Source organism: Dietzia sp. CH92, assembly GCF_032248695.1.
Taxonomy (GTDB): Bacteria; Actinomycetota; Actinomycetes; order Mycobacteriales; family Mycobacteriaceae; genus Dietzia.
Genome location: NZ_JAVHXC010000003.1, coordinates 416,079 through 430,337 on the forward strand (window position 1 = coordinate 416,079; position 14,259 = coordinate 430,337).

Sequence of the window (14,259 nt, forward strand, 5' to 3'; positions counted from 1 at the left end):
GGGTGAGCCGGCGCCCACCGGGAGACCCCCACCCGGAATGAGACCTGCGTTACAGTCCTCCCACCCACCGGGCCGGCGGGCGCCACCGCTCGAGCGGGCCACGGACACCACCCTGGAGGACACGTGCGCACCAGCCCCACCGGCCGCCTCGGGCGGGCCCGCCTCGTCGTCGTCGGACTCATCGCCGGCCTGGGCACCGCACTGGTCCCCGCCCTCGCACCCACCGCGCCCACCGCCGGCGCCCAGGTCGGGGGCTCGTCCAACGCCGCGGTCGGGACCGCGTTCTACACCCCGCCCGCCGAACTGCCCGCCGAGCCGGGCGCCGTGATCCGCACCGAACCCATGCCGTTCTTCCCCAGCGTCCCCGACCTGGCAGGCGGCGCGCTACCCGCCGAGGCGCAGCGCATCATGTACCGCTCCACCGGCGCCGCCGGCGGGCCGATCGCCGTGACCGGAACCTACCTGCAGCCCAAGACACCGTGGGCCGGGCCCGGCCCCCGGCCGCTGGCCGTGGTCACGCCCGGCACCCAGGGGCAGGGCGACCAGTGCGCGCCCTCCCGCTCCATGACCGTGGGCCTGGCCGCCCAGACCGACCCGCCCTCGCTGGCCGCCGGGTACTCGGTGATCGACGCCCTGCCGCTGATCAACGAGGGGTTCGCCGTGGTGGTGACCGACTACGCGGGCCTCGGCACTCCCGGCCACCACCCGTACATCAACCGCGACTCCCAGGGCCGGGCCGCCCTCGACGCGGCCCGCGCCGCCCTCCGCCTGCCCGGCACCGACCTCGCACCCGACTCCAAGACCGTCGTCACCGGCTACTCGCAGGGCGGCGGCGCCGCGGCCGCGATGGGCGAGCTCCAGCCCACCTACGCCCCCGAGATCGACCTCGTGGGCATCGCCGCGGGCGCTCCCCCCTCCGCCATGATCGACACCCTCGCCCGGGTCGACGGCGGCCTGCTCACCGGCGCCGTCGGCTACGCAATCAACGGCATCGAAGAGATCCACCCGCACACCCGGCCGGCCTTCGACCGCCTCCTCAACGACGAGGGCCGCCGCATGGTCCAGGTGACCGCGGGCCAGTGCGTCGCCGAGACCGCGCTGACCTACGGGCTGTGGCGCACCAGCGCCTTCACCCGCGACGGGCGGCCCCTGTCCGAGGCCGTCCAGTCCGAACCGGAGATCATGCGGATCCTCGACGGCTACGACCTCGGCACCGTCGCCCCGCAGGCACCCGCCATGGTGATCATCGGGCGCAACGACGACGTGGTGCCGCACCACACCGCCGTCGACCTCGCCCGGCAGTGGTGCACCCAGGGCACCCCGGTCGAGCTGCGCACCACCGAGGTCCCCGCCGTGGCGCCCGGCCTGGTGGTGGACCACGCGATCCCCATGATCACCGAGGCCCTGACCGGGGCCCGCTACCTGAAGGACCGGGTGCTCGGGCTGCCGGCGCCCAGCTCGTGCGGGACGCTCTGACCGCGGTCCCGGCCGCGCGGCTGGGTCAGGGCAGGTTGTGGTGGTACGCCTGCTCCTGCGTGAGCGACGCGATCCGCCAGCCCTCGCCGGTACGGACGAACTCCAGCACGTACCACAGTCCGTAGAAGAACACCTTCTGGTCCTTCGCCTCCACCGGCTTGAGCGCCATCGGGTTGAAGCACATGCACCGGCCCCTGGCGGTGTCCCCCGCCAGCTCCACCGCCAGGTTGCCCATGAGGTGCTGGGTCGCCGCGAAGATCGGCAGCGTCTCGGCCAGCCACGCCCGGATCGCCGGGTAGGCGTCCTCCGGCCCACCCGACGCGACGAAGCTCACCCGGGCGTCGGGCGTGAAGACCCCGTCCAGACCGTCGAAATCGCGCGCATCGATGCAGGTCGCGTACCTGGTCATGAGGTCCTGCAGATCCCAGCGGTCGGATAACTCGACCAGTGTTCGGCTCATGCTCCCTACGCTAACGTGGCCAGCATGGACCACGAGGCAGAAGTTCGCGCCCGCGAGGCGATCGAGCAGCTGAAGTACCGGTACTGGCGGGCGTGCGACGCCAAGGATCCCGAGGGCTTCCGCTCCTGCTTCGTGGCGAGCGGCGGCGTCCTGGACTTCGGCCCCCTCGGGCGGACCGACCCGGACACCATGGTCGGCATCTTCCGGCAGATCGCCCTGGCCACCGCGGCCGACGGCGGCCCCCGCATCCTCGACATGCACCACGGGTTCATGCCCTCCATCACCGTCGAACCCCCCGCCGACGGCGGCGCCCCGCGACGCGCCACCGGCACCTGGACCCTGCAGTTCCGGCAGATCGACCGCGACAAGGGCACGGAGACCGTCTCCACCGGCGAGTACTCGGACGTCTACGTACTGGAGGGCGACGGCGCGGACGAGCGCTGGGTCATGGCCGAATGCCTGTTCACGCCCGGCTGGTCCCTCACCCGCACCCTCGACGACGCCACCGTGACCTACCCCGAGGTCAGCGTCGTCCCGGGTGCCGCCACCGCGGGGGCCGACTCGTGACCGCCCGGGTCGCCCTGGTCACCGGCGGCAGCCGCGGAGTGGGCCGCGGAGTGGCCACGGCGCTCGCCGACGCCGGCTGGACCGTCTACGTCACCGGACGGTCCGCCGAGCGACTGCAGGGCACCGTCGACGCGGCCGCAGCCGCAGGCGCCCCGGGACCGATCCGCCCACTCGAGTGCGACCACTCCCGGGACGAGGAGATCGTCGCCGTCGTCGCCCGGATCGTCGCCGACACCGGGCGGCTGGACCTGCTGGTCAACAACGTGTGGACCAACCCCAAGGGCTTCATGGGGTTCAACGGCAGGTTCTGGGAGCGGCCCGCCGGCGACTGGGACGCGCTCATGGGCGTCGGCCTGCGCGCCCACTACGTCGCCTCCTGCGAGGCCGCCAAGGTGATGGTGCCGCAGGGCTCCGGGCTGATGGTCAACATCTCGTCATTCGGGTCGCGCGCGCCGTTCCACACGGTCCTCTACGGGATGAGCAAGACCGCCCTGGACAAGATGGCCTCCGACATGGCGCACGAACTCACCGGGACCGGCGTGTCGACGCTCTCACTGTGGCTCGGCCTCATCCGCACCGAGCTGCTGCTGTCGACGGGCATGGAGGACTTCAACGGCTTCCCCCTGGCCCGCGCGGAGGACCCCGCGTTCGTCGGCCGCGTCATCGCCGCGCTCGCCGACGACCCCGACCTCGCCCGCCTGAGCGGCTCGACCGTCATCACCGCCGAGTACGGTCGCGAGAAGGGGATAAGGAACGACGACGGCGAGGTGCCGCTGTCGCACCGGGGTGCCTTCGGCGGGGGTCCGCTCTTCCCGCCGGTGACGGACGAGCAGTTGGGGATCGAGACAGTGGACGAGGTGGCCGCGGCGGGCGGTCACAACGGGTTCACCGGGAGGGATGGATGACGTCCGCCGAGTTCGGGGAGATCGACGACCCGCTCGAACGCCTCGAGCGCAACGAGCGCCAGGGCAACCAGGCGTTCAGGTTCGTGCTGCTGTCGGTGCTGGCGATCGTGGCGCTGGCCGTGGCGATCGTGGTGATCCGCGGCGGCGTCGGCGACGAGTGCGCCGACGGGGTCCCACTGTGCCTGACCTCGGACCGCGTCGAGGTGGTGATCCTGCCGCTGCTGCTGTCGATCGGGTTGGCGGTGACGGCCGGCGTGAAGACGTACCGCCGGTGGCAGAACCGCATCCGGTGGCGGCCGTGGCTGTACGCCACCTACGCGATGTGGATGGTGACGACCGCGTACCTGCTGATCTCATCGTCGGCGGTGTTCGTCCAGCAGGGCTGACGCCGGCGCCCGGGGCCCCGCCGCGCGGCACGCGCCGAGCATCCCGCCCGACACCCGGCCGCCCGAGCACCCGGCCGCCCGAGCATCCCGAAATCCGCTACCCTCCGCCCGGATCCGCTACTCCCGTGGGGGTAGCGGATCCCGAGTCCGGGTAGCGGATTCCGTCCGGGTAGCGGATTCGGGCCCGGCGGGTGCGGAGGGCCCGGCGGGGGCGGAGGGCCCGGCGCGTAGCGGATTCGAGCTCCGCGGGCGTCAGGGCACGATGTTGACCATCTTGCCCGGCACCACGATCACCTTCTTGGGCGCGGCGCCGCTCAGGTTCTCCTGCACCTTGGCATCCGCCAGCGCGGCCGCCTCGACGTCGGCCGGCGAGGCGTCGGCGGGGACGGTGATGCGGGAGCGGACCTTGCCCTTGATCTGGACCGGGTACTCGACGGAGTCCTCGACCAGGTACGACTCGTCGTACTGCGGGAACGGGCCGTGGGCCAGCGACCCGGTGTGCCCGAGCCGGGCCCACAGCTCCTCGGCGAGGTGCGGTGCGACGGGCGCCGCCATGAGCACGAGCGGTTCCACGACCGAGCGGGGCGCGCCCGGCCCCTCGGTGGGATAGGCCTTGGTCAGCGTGTTGACGTACTCGATGAGCTTGGCGATCGCGGTGTTGTCGCGCAGGCCGGCGTAGTCGTCGCGGACCCCGGCGATGGTGCGGTGCAGGGCCTTGAGCACGTCCTCACCGGCCTCGGCGTCGGTGACCCGGACCTGCCCGGTGGTCTCGTCGATCACCACACGCCACAGTCGCTGCAGGAAGCGGTGCGCGCCCACCACGTCTTTGGTGGCCCACGGCCGGGAGGTGTCGAGGGGGCCCATGGACATCTCGTAGACGCGCAGGGTGTCGGCGCCGTAGGAGTCGCAGATCTCGTCCGGGGAGACGGAGTTCTTGAGCGACTTGCCCATCTTCCCGTACTCCTGGAACACCTCGATCTCGGCGGCGTCGGCGCCGGCGGAGGTGTCGGTCCAGAAGTACCTGCCCTCGCGCTCGACGACCTCCTCGGCCGGCACGTAGACGCCGCGGGAGTCGGTGTAGGCGAAGGCCTGGATGTAGCCCTGGTTGTAGAGGCGCCGGTAGGGCTCCTCGCTGGTGACGTGCCCCAGGTCGAACAGCACCTTGTGCCAGAAGCGGGAGTACAGCAGGTGCAGCACCGCGTGTTCGACGCCGCCCACGTAGAGGTCGACGCCGCCCGGGTCGTCGGGGCCGTGGATCTCGGGGCGGGGCCCGGTCCAGTAGCGCTCGTTCTCGAGCGCACACAGCTGCTCGGAGTTGGTGGGGTCGATGTAGCGCAGCTGGTACCAGCTGGACCCGGCCCAGTTGGGCATGACGTTGGCGTCGCGGGTGTAGGTCTTGAGCCCGTCGCCCAGGTCGAGCTCGACGGTCATCCAGTCGGTGGCCTTGGCCAGCGGCGGGGACGGCACGGAGTCGGCGTCGTCGGGGTCGAACGAGACGGGCTTGTAGTCCTCGACCTCGGGCAGTTCGACCGGCAGCAGCTCCTCGGGCAGCGCGTGGGGCACCCCGTCGGCGTCGTAGACGACGGGGAACGGCTCGCCCCAGTACCGCTGGCGGGCGAACAGCCAGTCGCGGAGCTTGTACTGGATGGTGCCCTCGCCGGTGCCCTCGCCCTCGAGCCAGGCGATGGTGGCGGCCTTGGCCTCGTCCACGCCGAGGCCGTCGAGCGAGAGTCCCTCGGTGTTGGTCGAGTTCACGGCGACGCCGTCGCCGGCGTAGGCCTCGGCCTGCACGTCGATCTCGCGGCCGTCGGCGGGGGCGACGACCTGCGTGATGGGCAGGCCGAACGCGGTGGCGAACTCGTGGTCGCGGGTGTCGTGGGCGGGCACGGCCATGATGGCGCCCGTGCCGTAGCCCATGAGGACGTAGTCGGCCACGAACACCGGGACCTGCTCGCCGTTGACGGGGTTGACGGCGTAGGCGCCGGTGAAGACGCCGGTCTTGTCCTTGTTCTCCTGGCGTTCGAGCTCCGACTTCATGGACGCGGCGTGCCGGTAGGCCCGGACGGCCTCGGCGGGCGAGGAGTGTCCGCCGGTCCAGCGCGGGTCGAGGCCACCGGGGGTCGCCTCGCCGGGCGCGGAGCCGGGGGCGCCGGCGGGCAGCTCGGGCCAGAACGGCCCGGCCAGCTCGTCGACCAGCGGGTGCTCGGGCGACAGGACCATGTAGGTGGCGCCGAAGAGGGTGTCGGGTCGGGTGGTGAACACCTCGATGGACTGGTCGGCCACGGCGAACCGGACGCGGGCGCCCTGCGAGCGGCCGATCCAGTTGCGCTGCATGGACTTGACCTTGTCGGTCCAGTCGAGCCGATCGAGGTCGTCGACCAGGCGGTCGGCGTAGGCGGTGATCCGCATCATCCACTGGCTGAGGTTCTTGCGGAAGACAGGGAAGTTGCCGCGCTCGGAGCGGCCCTCGGCGGTGACCTCCTCGTTGGCCAGCACGGTGCCCAGACCGGGGCACCAGTTGACGGTGGAGTCGGAGAGGTACACGAGCCGGTGCGCGTCGAGGACCTTCTCCTGCTCCGCGCGGGACAGCGCGTCCCAGGTGCGGCCGGCGTACTCGGCGGGCAGGGCGCGGGTGCCGTCGGCGAACTGGGCGCGCAGGTCGGCGATGGGCCGGGCACGTCCGGTGCGGGTGGGGTGATCGCCGCCGTCGACCGCGCGGGCGGGGGCGTCGGGGTCGTACCAGGAGCCGTGGATCTGGAGGAAGATCCACTGGGTCCAGCGGTAGAACTCGGTGTCGGTGGTGGCGAACACGCGGCGACGGTCGTGGCCCAGGCCGAGGCGGCCCAGCTGCCGCTCCATGTTGGCGATGTTGGCCTCGGTGGTCACGCGCGGGTGCTGGCCGGTCTGGACGGCGTACTGCTCGGCGGGCAGGCCGAACGCGTCGTAGCCGAGGGTGTGCAGGACGTTGGTGCCGAGCATGCGGTGGTAGCGGGCGAACACGTCGGTGGCGATGTAGCCCAGCGGGTGGCCGACGTGCAGGCCTGCGCCGGAGGGGTACGGGAACATGTCCTGGACGAAGAGCTTGTCCGCGGGCAGGTCGCCGTCGGCCGCGGCGAGGGGCCCGACGGGGTTGGGGGCCTCGAACGTTCCGCGCTCGGACCATTCACGCTGCCAGCGGGACTCGATCTCCCCGGCCAGCGCGGCTCCGTAGCGGTGGGCGGGGCCGGTCCCGGTCTGCGCGCCGGCGTCGGACTGCGCGTCCGCGTCGGTCCGTCCGCTGGTGACGGTCTGGTCGCTGCTGCTCACGTCGTCTGTTCTCCCCTGGTCTCGCCGGTGCCCACACGCAGGCCGTGTCCAGCCTAAACCCTGGGCGGGTCGGCCCCGTGACAGCGGGCGGGCGCCGGGAACGCGGAAGGGGGACGGACCCGGTCGGGTCCGTCCCCCTCGGGTGCCGCGGGGCGCGCGGGGCGGGGTCCACCGCCCGGCGCGACGGCCGCGCGGCGCGGTGCGGTCAGGCCGTGGTGGCGCGGCGCCCGGCGATCAGGGCGTCGACGCTGTAGCGGCCGGGGCCGACGAGGCCGAAGACCGCCGTGGCGAGGCCGATCACGGCGACGAGCTCCCAGCCGCCCTCGGCGGCGTAGATGCCGGCGGCCTTGTGCACGTAGAAGTAGGCACCGGCCATGACGACGACGACGAGGACCGCCACGACCTGCGTGAGCAGACCCAGGACGAGCAGGATTCCGCCGATGAGCTCGACGGCTCCGGCGAACGCGGCGGCGGCCTGCGCGGCGGGGACGCCGACCGAGTCGAAGAAGGCGCCGGTGCCGTCCACGCCGTTGACGAAGAGCTTCTGGCCGCCGTGGACGATCAGCACCGCACCCAGCAGGACGCGGGCGATGAGCAGGCCCGCGTCGCGGACGACGGCGGGGACGGGCAGGAGGGTGCTCGCGTCGGCCGCGCGGCGGATGTCGGCGGCGCGGGTGGGCTCGGTGGTGGCGGTCATGGGAACTCCTTCAGTGGATGATGTGACACATACTTCTACCGCCGCCGTCCGTGTCGTGTCAACTATCGCGCTATTATGTGGGTATGGCTGATCAGGTGAAGTGGTTGAACGACGAGGAGAGGGCCCTGTGGCGGGATTACATCGCCGTCCAGGGGCGGCTGCACCTGGAGATCCAACGTGACCTCAAGAGGTCGTCGAGCCTGACCGAGCCCGAGTTCGAGGTACTCGTCCACCTCAGCGAGGCCGACGGCCCCCTGAGGATGACCGCGCTCGCGGACGCCCTGCAGTGGGAGCGCAGCCGGCTGTCGCACCAGGTCACCCGCATGGTCAAGCGCGGCCTCGTGGAACGCACGAGCTGCCCCGACGACGGCCGCGGCGCCTTCGTCTCGCCGTCCGCCGAGGGCATGCGGGAGATCGAGAAGGCCGCCCCCCATCACGTCGCGACCGTGCGCCGCGAGTTCCTCGACCGCCTCAGCGAGGCCGACAAGCGGGACCTCGCCCGGCTCCTCGCCCAGGTCCGTGGCACGTGCGAGCGCGACGCCGCGCAGGGCGCCGATCACGTCCCCGACCAGCCCCCCGGGGGCGCTGACGACACCGGGGCGACTCGGAGATCCGTGCCCGCGGGCGTACCCTCGGGGGCGTGAACGCAGTGCTCGTGGTGGTCGTGGTGCTCCTCGTGGGGCTCGCCCTCATCATCGGCGGAACCGGGGCCGCGGCCCTGGCCGGGAAGCTCCCCGGCAACGGCGTCCTGGGGGTCCGCACCCCGGAGACCCGCCGCTCCCCCGACGCGTGGGCCCTGGCCAACCGCGCCGCCGGCCCCGCCTTCCTCGGCTCCGGCCTCGTCCTGCTGCTCGGTGCGATCGCTCTGGGACTGATCGGCGGCTGGGTCGGCGGTCTCGTCGTCGTCGTCGCCCTCCTCGCCTCCCTCGCACTGCTCAGCATGGCCGGCCTCGCCGGGGCACGCGCGGCGGCGATCTGGGCCGCCACCCAGGACGATGACCAGGGCGGATGCGGCTGCGGCCCCGACGGGTGCGGCGGCCACTCCGGCACGGCGGGCGCCACCACCGACGCCTCCACCTGCGCGCCCACCGGCGACGCGTCCTGCTCCCCCGCCGACGCGGCCGGCGCCGACGACCCCGCCGCCGACTGCGGCGTCACCGGCGGCTGCGGCTCCTGCGCGCTGCAGGGCATGTGCGAATCGGAGACCGCCACCCGCTGACGCGGACCGGTGGCCCGGCGCGGCGGCCGCCCCTACGGTGTGGGACACCCCAGTCACCACCGTGGAAGGAGACCGACATGGCCGCCACAGACACGACCCGGGACGTCACCGAGATCCTCACCGCCGATCACCGCGAGATGATCGAACTCCTCGACCAGATCGAGACCTCCACCGACCCCTCCGACCGCCGCGCCCTCGCCGACGCCGTCACCGCCGAGGTGATGCGTCACTCCGTGGCCGAGGAGATGTTCGTCTACCCCGTCATGGAGCGCGACATCCCCGGCGGCAAGGACGAGGTCGAGCACGACAAGGAGGAGCACGACGAGATCGTCGTGGTGATGAAGAAGCTCGAGAACGTCGACGCCGCGGACGCCGAGTTCATGGGCCTCGTGCGCGAGCTCAAGGAGCTGCTCGACCACCACGCCGACGACGAGGAGTCCGACCAGTTCCCCAAGCTGCGCGAACACCTCTCGAAGGACACGCTGCTCGACCTGGGCCGCAAGGTCGAGGCCGCGAAGATGGTCGCCCCCACGCGCCCGCACCCCAGCGCTCCCCACTCCGAGCTGTTCCACAAGACGGTCGGCGCCGGCGTCGGCATGGTCGACCGGCTGCGTGACGCGCTGAGCGGGCGGATGAAGAACACCTGAGGCGGGGCCGCCGACACTTCCGCGGGGCCGCCGACGGCGGCGCGGGGCAGCGCGAGGCAGCGCGATTTGGACGCATCCACGTCGGCCCGGAGGCCGTTTCACCTCCATGGTTGCTTCCATTCCCTCCATGGCTGCGTCCAGATCCGGGGAGGTCATCGCTGCGGCGCCGGCGAGGTGATCGGCGGGCGGCGCCCGGAAGGGTCACCGCAGAGACGTCACCACGATCGCGGCCAGCCCGCAGGCGGAGATCACCATCACCAGCCCCACGAGTCCCGCGTTGTAGACCGCCTGCGTCTGCTCGACCTCGCCCGCGCGGACGAACCGGCCCACCCGCTGCTCGTGCCGCCGCTGAACCCGCAGCAGCGCGAATAGCGGGACCACCACCAGCGCCGAGAACGCGGCGGCCCACGCCCACGACAGCTCCCCCACCAGCTTGGCGACGAGGATGATGTTCACCGCCACGACCGACCAGGTGCGGGCCCACGACAGGCTGGTGCGCTCGGACTGGAGCCCGGCGTCGGGCGGGACCGCCGCGGGCTCCACCCCGATCCGGCGGGCACGGGGAGCGGTCATCGGCGCCGACCCGTCACCCGAAGGTCCCGCTGAGGATCGCCACGATGAGCACCACCGCGCCCGCCGCGATCCCCAGCACCAGCAGGATGGACGCCTGCGGCATGGGCAGCGGCCGCTGGTGACGCATGGCGGCCTCGATCCGGATCCAGCGGCGGAACGCGACGATCGCCAGCAGCCCGGCCAGCACGAGCAGGATGCACGCGAGCGGGGTGCGGATCAGCTCCGGGATCTCGTCGCCCGCGAACGCCTCCAGCGCCACCGCCCCGGCGGTCAGCCCGAGGCTCGTGCGGATCCACGCCAGGAACGTGCGCTCGTTGGCCAGGGTGAACCGCGGGTCCGGCTCCTCACCGTCGCGCAGCGCCCTGGGCCGCCACCCCTGCTCCGTCATACCGTCGAGCCTATCGGTCGCCCCTCGCGGTGCGGGTGATGCAATGGACACCATGTCTCTCCTGCGCCGCCTGCGGATCGAGCCGTTCATCCTGGCGATCCTCGCCGCGGTCGTCGTGGCCGCCTTCCTGCCCGCCACCGGCGGTGCGGCCGACGCCCTCGACTGGGTGACGACCATCGGCATCGCGGTCCTGTTCTTCCTGTACGGCGCGCGACTCGAGCCGCGCGAGCTGCTGGTGGGCCTCACCCACTGGCGGCTGCACTCGGTGGTGCTCGTGGCGACCTTCGTCCTGTTCCCGCTGCTCGGGCTGCTCGGGCAGTGGATCCTCACGCCCGTGCTCGGGCCGGCACTCGCCGCGGGGTTCCTGTTCCTCACCCTGGTGCCGTCGACCGTGCAGTCGTCCATCACCTTCGTGGCGATCGCGCGGGGGCACGTCAGCGCTGCGGTGGTCTCGGCGTCGGTGTCCAACCTGCTGGGCGTGTTCGTCACCCCCCTGCTGGTGTTCGCCCTCATGACCACGGACGGCTCGGTGGTCATCACGTGGGACTCGGTGGGGTCGATCGCGCTGCAGCTGCTGCTGCCGTTCGTGGTGGGTCAGCTGCTGCGGCGGTGGGTCCTGCCCGTCCTCAAGCGGATCACGCGGATCGCCCTGTTCGACAAGACGGTGATCGTGCTGGTGGTCTACGCCGCGTTCTCCGACGGGGTGGCCGACGGGATCTGGTCGACCGTCGGTGCCGTCGAGCTCGCGTGGCTCCTGGCCGCGTGCTGCGTCCTGCTGGCGGTGGTGCTGGGGCTGACCGAGCTCGCCTCCCGCGCCCTGGGCTTCGAGGACCGCGACAAGCGTGTCGTGCAGTTCTGCGGCTCCAAGAAGTCGCTGGCCACCGGGCTGCCGATGGCGGCCGTGCTGTTCGTCGGGCAGCCGATCGGCCTCATGGTGCTGCCCCTGATGCTCTTCCACCAGATCCAGTTGATCGTGTGCGCGTGGTTGGCCGGCCGCTACGGGCGGGCCGAGGAGACGCCCGTCGCCGCCTGAACCCCGCCGCCCGGTTCGGCCGCCCCCGGCGCCGCGACCTCCACCACCTTGTCGGCGTCGCCGAGTCGCGGCCCGAGGAGGACCAGGATCGCGACGAGGACCGAGGCGGTCAGCGCGAGGCCGATCCAGACGGGGTAGAGCCGCTGGCCGGCGAGGCGGGCGGTCACCGCGCCGGCGAGGGTGCCGACGGTGTTGACCAGCAGGTCGGAGATGTCCGAGTGGCCCAGGGCGAACACGTACTGGAGGGTCTCCACCGCCGCACTGGTCAGGGAACCGACGACGACGACGAGGACGATCGCCCGCCGGCGATGCTCCAGCAGGATGTACTTAAAGGACTCCTACCGGGAGGAAGAAGGCCATCGTGCCGTTCTGGCGATCTCGCACGGACCGAAGTCTGCTGTACTTTTGTACGTGTACATTTGTACAACAACGCGAGGAGCACCTGTGACAGCGTCCGGACGCATCCGCGATCCCGAGCAGCGCATCCGCGAGATCGGCCGCGCCGCCGCCGACCTCATCGCCGAGGGCGGCGTCGAGGCGCTCACCCACCGCGCGGTGGCGGCGCGGGCCGGCGTGGCCGTGGGCACCACCACCCGCTACTTCGCGACCATCGACGACCTGCGCCGCCACGCGCTGGAGTACCTCGCCGACCGGGTCGATCGCGACCTCGCCGAGCTGGCCGAGGGGCTGGCCGCCGCCGACGATCCCATCGCCTTCCTCGCCGCCGCCGCCCACGCCGACCTCTCCGATCACCAGACGGTGCTGGCGGAGTGCTCGCTCGAGTACGCGGGCCTGTTCGAGGAGGACTTCCGGGATCTCGCCCTGCGCTGGCACACCGGCTTGACCGAGCTCCTCGCCCCCTACTTCGGGCGCGCCCGCTCGGAGATGCTGGCCATGTGCCTGGATGGGGTCTACATCACCACCGCGCTCACCGTCACCCCGCCCGACGCCGCCCGCCTCGAGGCGACGATCCGCGCACTGGCCACCATGCCCGAGAGCACCGATCTCCCCGGAGAGGTTCCCGCCCCGTGAGCGACACCGCCGCCTCGACCCGTCGCGAACTGCGGGCCGACCCCCACATCGTGGGCTCGTACGATCCGGGCCGCCGCTGGCTCGGGCTGGCCACACTGACCTTCTCCCTGCTGGCCATCACCACGGACATGACGATCCTCAACGTGGCGATCCCCCAGATGTCGGCCGACCTCCAGCCCACCGCCTCACAGCAGCTGTGGATCATCGACGCGTACTCGCTGGTCATGGCGGGTCTGCTGATCTCCATGTCGTCCATCGCGGACCGGTGGGGCCGCAAGCGCATGCTCATGACGGGTTACGTGATCATCGCTCTCGCCTCGGCGCTGGTGCTTCTCGCCGAGTCCCCCGGGTTCGTCATCGCGCTGCGGGTCCTGCTCGGCGTGGGCGCGGCCATGGTCATGCCCTCCACCCTGTCGCTGCTGCGGGTGACCTTCACCGACACCCGCGAGCGCGCCACCGCGCTGGCCGTGTGGGCGGCCGTGGCCGGGATCGGCGCGGCCGTGGGTCCGTTGCTGGGCGGCTTCCTGCTGGAGACGTTCCACTGGCAGTCGGCGTTCCTGGTCAGCGTCCCGATGATGGTGATCGCCTTCGTCAGCGCCATCGTCACGGTCCCCGAGTCCCGCGTCCCCGAGCCCGGCCCGTGGGATCCGGTCGCCGCCGCGCTCACGCTGGTGGGGATGACCACCACGATCTGGGCGGTGAAGAAGTTCAGCGAGGAGGCCTCGCTGGCCTACCCGCCCGCGTGGCTCGCCCTCGCCGTGGGCCTGGGGGCCCTGACCGTGTTCGTCCGCCGCTGCCTGCGCTCGGACTCCCCTCTGCTGGACGTGACGATGTTCCGCCACCGCATCTTCTCCGCGGGCGTCCTCGCCGCCCTGATCTCGAGTTTCTCCATGTCCGCGGGACTGTTGCTGCTGGCCCAGTGGCTGCAGCTGGTCAACGGCGCGAGCGCCTTCGAGTCCGGCCTGCAGCTCATGCCGCTGGCGCTGGCCGCCGCCGTCACCTCGCTGCTGGCCCCGGTCGCCTCGGAGCGGATCGGCATGCGCTCCACGATCTTCCTCGCCCTCTTCGTCACCGGCGCCGGCATGGTCTTCCTCGGCGTCCGCGGCGAGGACCTGGACCTGACCTCGGTGTTCATCGCCCTGGGGCTGATCGGGGCCGGGATCGGAGCGCTCGCGCTGGCCTCCTCCATGATCATGGGCGGTGTCCCGCGGTCCAAGGCCGGAAACGCCGCCGCCATGGAGGACACAGCCTACGAGTTCGGCGCCGTCCTGGGTATCGCTCTCCTGGGCTCTCTGGCCTCGTTCCTCTACCGCCGGCAGCTGGGCACACCGGCCGAGGCGCTGGTCCTGGGCCACGAGGCGACGGAGGCCGCCCGCGACTCGCTGGGCGGGGCCGTGGCCGTGGCCGAGGCCGCCCGACTACCGGACCTGGCGGCCCGCGCCGGCGAGGCCTTCACCTCCGGACTGGGCGTGACGGGACTGATCGGCGGGGCGGTCCTGCTGACGTTCGCGTTCGTGGTGTTCGCCCTGACCCCCAGGGGCACGATGCTCGCGGACTTGGAGCACTGACC

The 14,259-nt window shown here is 72.2% G+C and carries 16 protein-coding genes; 10 read left to right on the forward strand and 6 right to left on the reverse strand.

Annotated features, from left to right (window positions below; genetic code table 11):
* Window positions 1–123 precede the first annotated feature (123 nt).
* The gene (locus RWK90_RS08340; protein WP_314036685.1) at window positions 124–1,476 is read left to right on the forward strand and encodes a lipase family protein; all 1,353 of its coding nucleotides are present in this window, start codon (window positions 124–126) and stop codon (window positions 1,474–1,476) included.
* 25 nt (window positions 1,477–1,501) lie between these two features.
* Here RWK90_RS08340 and RWK90_RS08345 read toward each other — a convergent pair whose 3' ends face one another.
* Window positions 1,502–1,936, reverse strand: coding sequence for a nuclear transport factor 2 family protein (locus RWK90_RS08345; protein ID WP_314036687.1), 435 nt, complete (start codon window positions 1,934–1,936; stop codon window positions 1,502–1,504).
* Between the two features lie 24 nt (window positions 1,937–1,960).
* Here RWK90_RS08345 and RWK90_RS08350 point away from each other — a divergent pair, with 24 nt between their 5' ends.
* The 3 genes from RWK90_RS08350 to RWK90_RS08360 are packed head-to-tail and all read left to right on the forward strand — an operon-like array spanning window position 1,961 to window position 3,794.
* The gene (locus RWK90_RS08350) at window positions 1,961–2,503 is read left to right on the forward strand and encodes a nuclear transport factor 2 family protein (protein ID WP_314036689.1); all 543 of its coding nucleotides are present in this window, start codon (window positions 1,961–1,963) and stop codon (window positions 2,501–2,503) included.
* Window positions 2,500–3,408 (forward strand): SDR family NAD(P)-dependent oxidoreductase, encoded by a 909-nt coding sequence (locus tag RWK90_RS08355; RefSeq protein WP_314036691.1) that lies wholly within the window; start codon window positions 2,500–2,502, stop codon window positions 3,406–3,408. Before RWK90_RS08350 ends, RWK90_RS08355 begins: the two co-directional genes overlap by 4 nt.
* Window positions 3,405–3,794 carry a hypothetical protein gene (locus tag RWK90_RS08360; RefSeq protein WP_314036693.1) on the forward strand — a complete coding sequence of 130 codons (390 nt, stop codon included), beginning with the start codon at window positions 3,405–3,407 and terminating at the stop codon, window positions 3,792–3,794. Before RWK90_RS08355 ends, RWK90_RS08360 begins: the two co-directional genes overlap by 4 nt.
* A 252-nt stretch (window positions 3,795–4,046) precedes the next feature.
* Here RWK90_RS08360 and RWK90_RS08365 read toward each other — a convergent pair whose 3' ends face one another.
* Entirely contained in the window at window positions 4,047–7,100 is a 3,054-nt protein-coding gene (locus tag RWK90_RS08365) for a leucine--tRNA ligase (RefSeq protein WP_396230287.1), read from the reverse strand.
* 205 nt (window positions 7,101–7,305) lie between these two features.
* Window positions 7,306–7,797 carry a DoxX family protein gene (locus tag RWK90_RS08370; protein ID WP_314036695.1) on the reverse strand — a complete coding sequence of 164 codons (492 nt, stop codon included), beginning with the start codon at window positions 7,795–7,797 and terminating at the stop codon, window positions 7,306–7,308.
* Between the two features lie 83 nt (window positions 7,798–7,880).
* On the opposite strand from RWK90_RS08370, the gene RWK90_RS08375 reads away from it, so the two are divergent.
* The 3 genes from RWK90_RS08375 (at window position 7,881) to RWK90_RS08385 (ending at window position 9,663) form a co-directional block, all read left to right on the forward strand.
* On the forward strand, window positions 7,881–8,441 hold the full coding sequence (locus tag RWK90_RS08375; protein WP_314036697.1) for a MarR family transcriptional regulator: 561 nt from the start codon (window positions 7,881–7,883) through the stop codon (window positions 8,439–8,441).
* Window positions 8,438–9,016: an SdpI family protein gene (locus RWK90_RS08380; RefSeq protein WP_314036699.1), complete on the forward strand. Its 579-nt coding sequence runs from the start codon at window positions 8,438–8,440 to the stop codon at window positions 9,014–9,016. The genes RWK90_RS08375 and RWK90_RS08380 overlap by 4 nt, the downstream gene beginning before the upstream one ends.
* Before the next feature lie 77 nt (window positions 9,017–9,093).
* The gene (locus RWK90_RS08385; protein WP_314036701.1) at window positions 9,094–9,663 is read left to right on the forward strand and encodes a hemerythrin domain-containing protein; all 570 of its coding nucleotides are present in this window, start codon (window positions 9,094–9,096) and stop codon (window positions 9,661–9,663) included.
* A 201-nt stretch (window positions 9,664–9,864) separates the two neighbouring features.
* On the opposite strand, the gene RWK90_RS08390 is transcribed toward RWK90_RS08385, so the two are convergent.
* Both RWK90_RS08390 and RWK90_RS08395 read right to left on the reverse strand, forming a co-directional pair.
* Window positions 9,865–10,236, reverse strand: a complete 372-nt coding sequence (locus tag RWK90_RS08390) for a DUF202 domain-containing protein (protein ID WP_314036703.1) — start codon at window positions 10,234–10,236, stop codon at window positions 9,865–9,867.
* Window positions 10,237–10,249: 13 nt separating this feature from the next.
* Window positions 10,250–10,624: a DUF202 domain-containing protein gene (locus RWK90_RS08395; RefSeq protein WP_314036704.1), complete on the reverse strand. Its 375-nt coding sequence runs from the start codon at window positions 10,622–10,624 to the stop codon at window positions 10,250–10,252.
* Between the two features lie 52 nt (window positions 10,625–10,676).
* On the opposite strand from RWK90_RS08395, the gene RWK90_RS08400 reads away from it, so the two are divergent.
* The gene (locus tag RWK90_RS08400; protein WP_314037112.1) at window positions 10,677–11,657 is read left to right on the forward strand and encodes a bile acid:sodium symporter family protein; all 981 of its coding nucleotides are present in this window, start codon (window positions 10,677–10,679) and stop codon (window positions 11,655–11,657) included.
* On the opposite strand, the gene RWK90_RS08405 is transcribed toward RWK90_RS08400, so the two are convergent.
* Complete coding sequence (locus tag RWK90_RS08405; protein ID WP_396230301.1) at window positions 11,621–11,980, reverse strand: VanZ family protein; 360 nt, start codon at window positions 11,978–11,980, stop codon at window positions 11,621–11,623. The two genes, RWK90_RS08400 and RWK90_RS08405, sit on opposite strands and share 37 nt — an antisense overlap.
* 121 nt (window positions 11,981–12,101) lie before the next feature.
* Here RWK90_RS08405 and RWK90_RS08410 point away from each other — a divergent pair, with 121 nt between their 5' ends.
* Together RWK90_RS08410 and RWK90_RS08415 are read left to right on the forward strand one after the other, a co-directional pair.
* The gene (locus RWK90_RS08410) at window positions 12,102–12,689 is read left to right on the forward strand and encodes a TetR family transcriptional regulator (RefSeq protein WP_314036708.1); all 588 of its coding nucleotides are present in this window, start codon (window positions 12,102–12,104) and stop codon (window positions 12,687–12,689) included.
* Window positions 12,686–14,257, forward strand: a complete 1,572-nt coding sequence (locus RWK90_RS08415) for an MFS transporter (protein ID WP_314036710.1) — start codon at window positions 12,686–12,688, stop codon at window positions 14,255–14,257. The genes RWK90_RS08410 and RWK90_RS08415 overlap by 4 nt, the downstream gene beginning before the upstream one ends.
* Window positions 14,258–14,259 lie beyond the last annotated feature (2 nt).

What these genes read in the sequence shown, in the direction of transcription:
- RWK90_RS08385 (WP_314036701.1), top strand. Translation starts at nt 9,094, where the DNA reads ATGGCCGCCACAGACACGACCCGGGACGTCACCGAGATCCTCACCGCC.
- RWK90_RS08350 (WP_314036689.1), top strand. Translation starts at nt 1,961, where the DNA reads ATGGACCACGAGGCAGAAGTTCGCGCCCGCGAGGCGATCGAGCAGCTG.
- RWK90_RS08400 (WP_314037112.1), top strand. Translation starts at nt 10,677, where the DNA reads ATGTCTCTCCTGCGCCGCCTGCGGATCGAGCCGTTCATCCTGGCGATC.
- RWK90_RS08390 (WP_314036703.1), bottom strand. Translation starts at nt 10,236, where the DNA reads ATGACCGCTCCCCGTGCCCGCCGGATCGGGGTGGAGCCCGCGGCGGTC.
- RWK90_RS08370 (WP_314036695.1), bottom strand. Translation starts at nt 7,797, where the DNA reads ATGACCGCCACCACCGAGCCCACCCGCGCCGCCGACATCCGCCGCGCG.
- RWK90_RS08375 (WP_314036697.1), top strand. Translation starts at nt 7,881, where the DNA reads ATGGCTGATCAGGTGAAGTGGTTGAACGACGAGGAGAGGGCCCTGTGG.
- RWK90_RS08360 (WP_314036693.1), top strand. Translation starts at nt 3,405, where the DNA reads ATGACGTCCGCCGAGTTCGGGGAGATCGACGACCCGCTCGAACGCCTC.
- RWK90_RS08345 (WP_314036687.1), bottom strand. Translation starts at nt 1,936, where the DNA reads ATGAGCCGAACACTGGTCGAGTTATCCGACCGCTGGGATCTGCAGGAC.
- RWK90_RS08395 (WP_314036704.1), bottom strand. Translation starts at nt 10,624, where the DNA reads ATGACGGAGCAGGGGTGGCGGCCCAGGGCGCTGCGCGACGGTGAGGAG.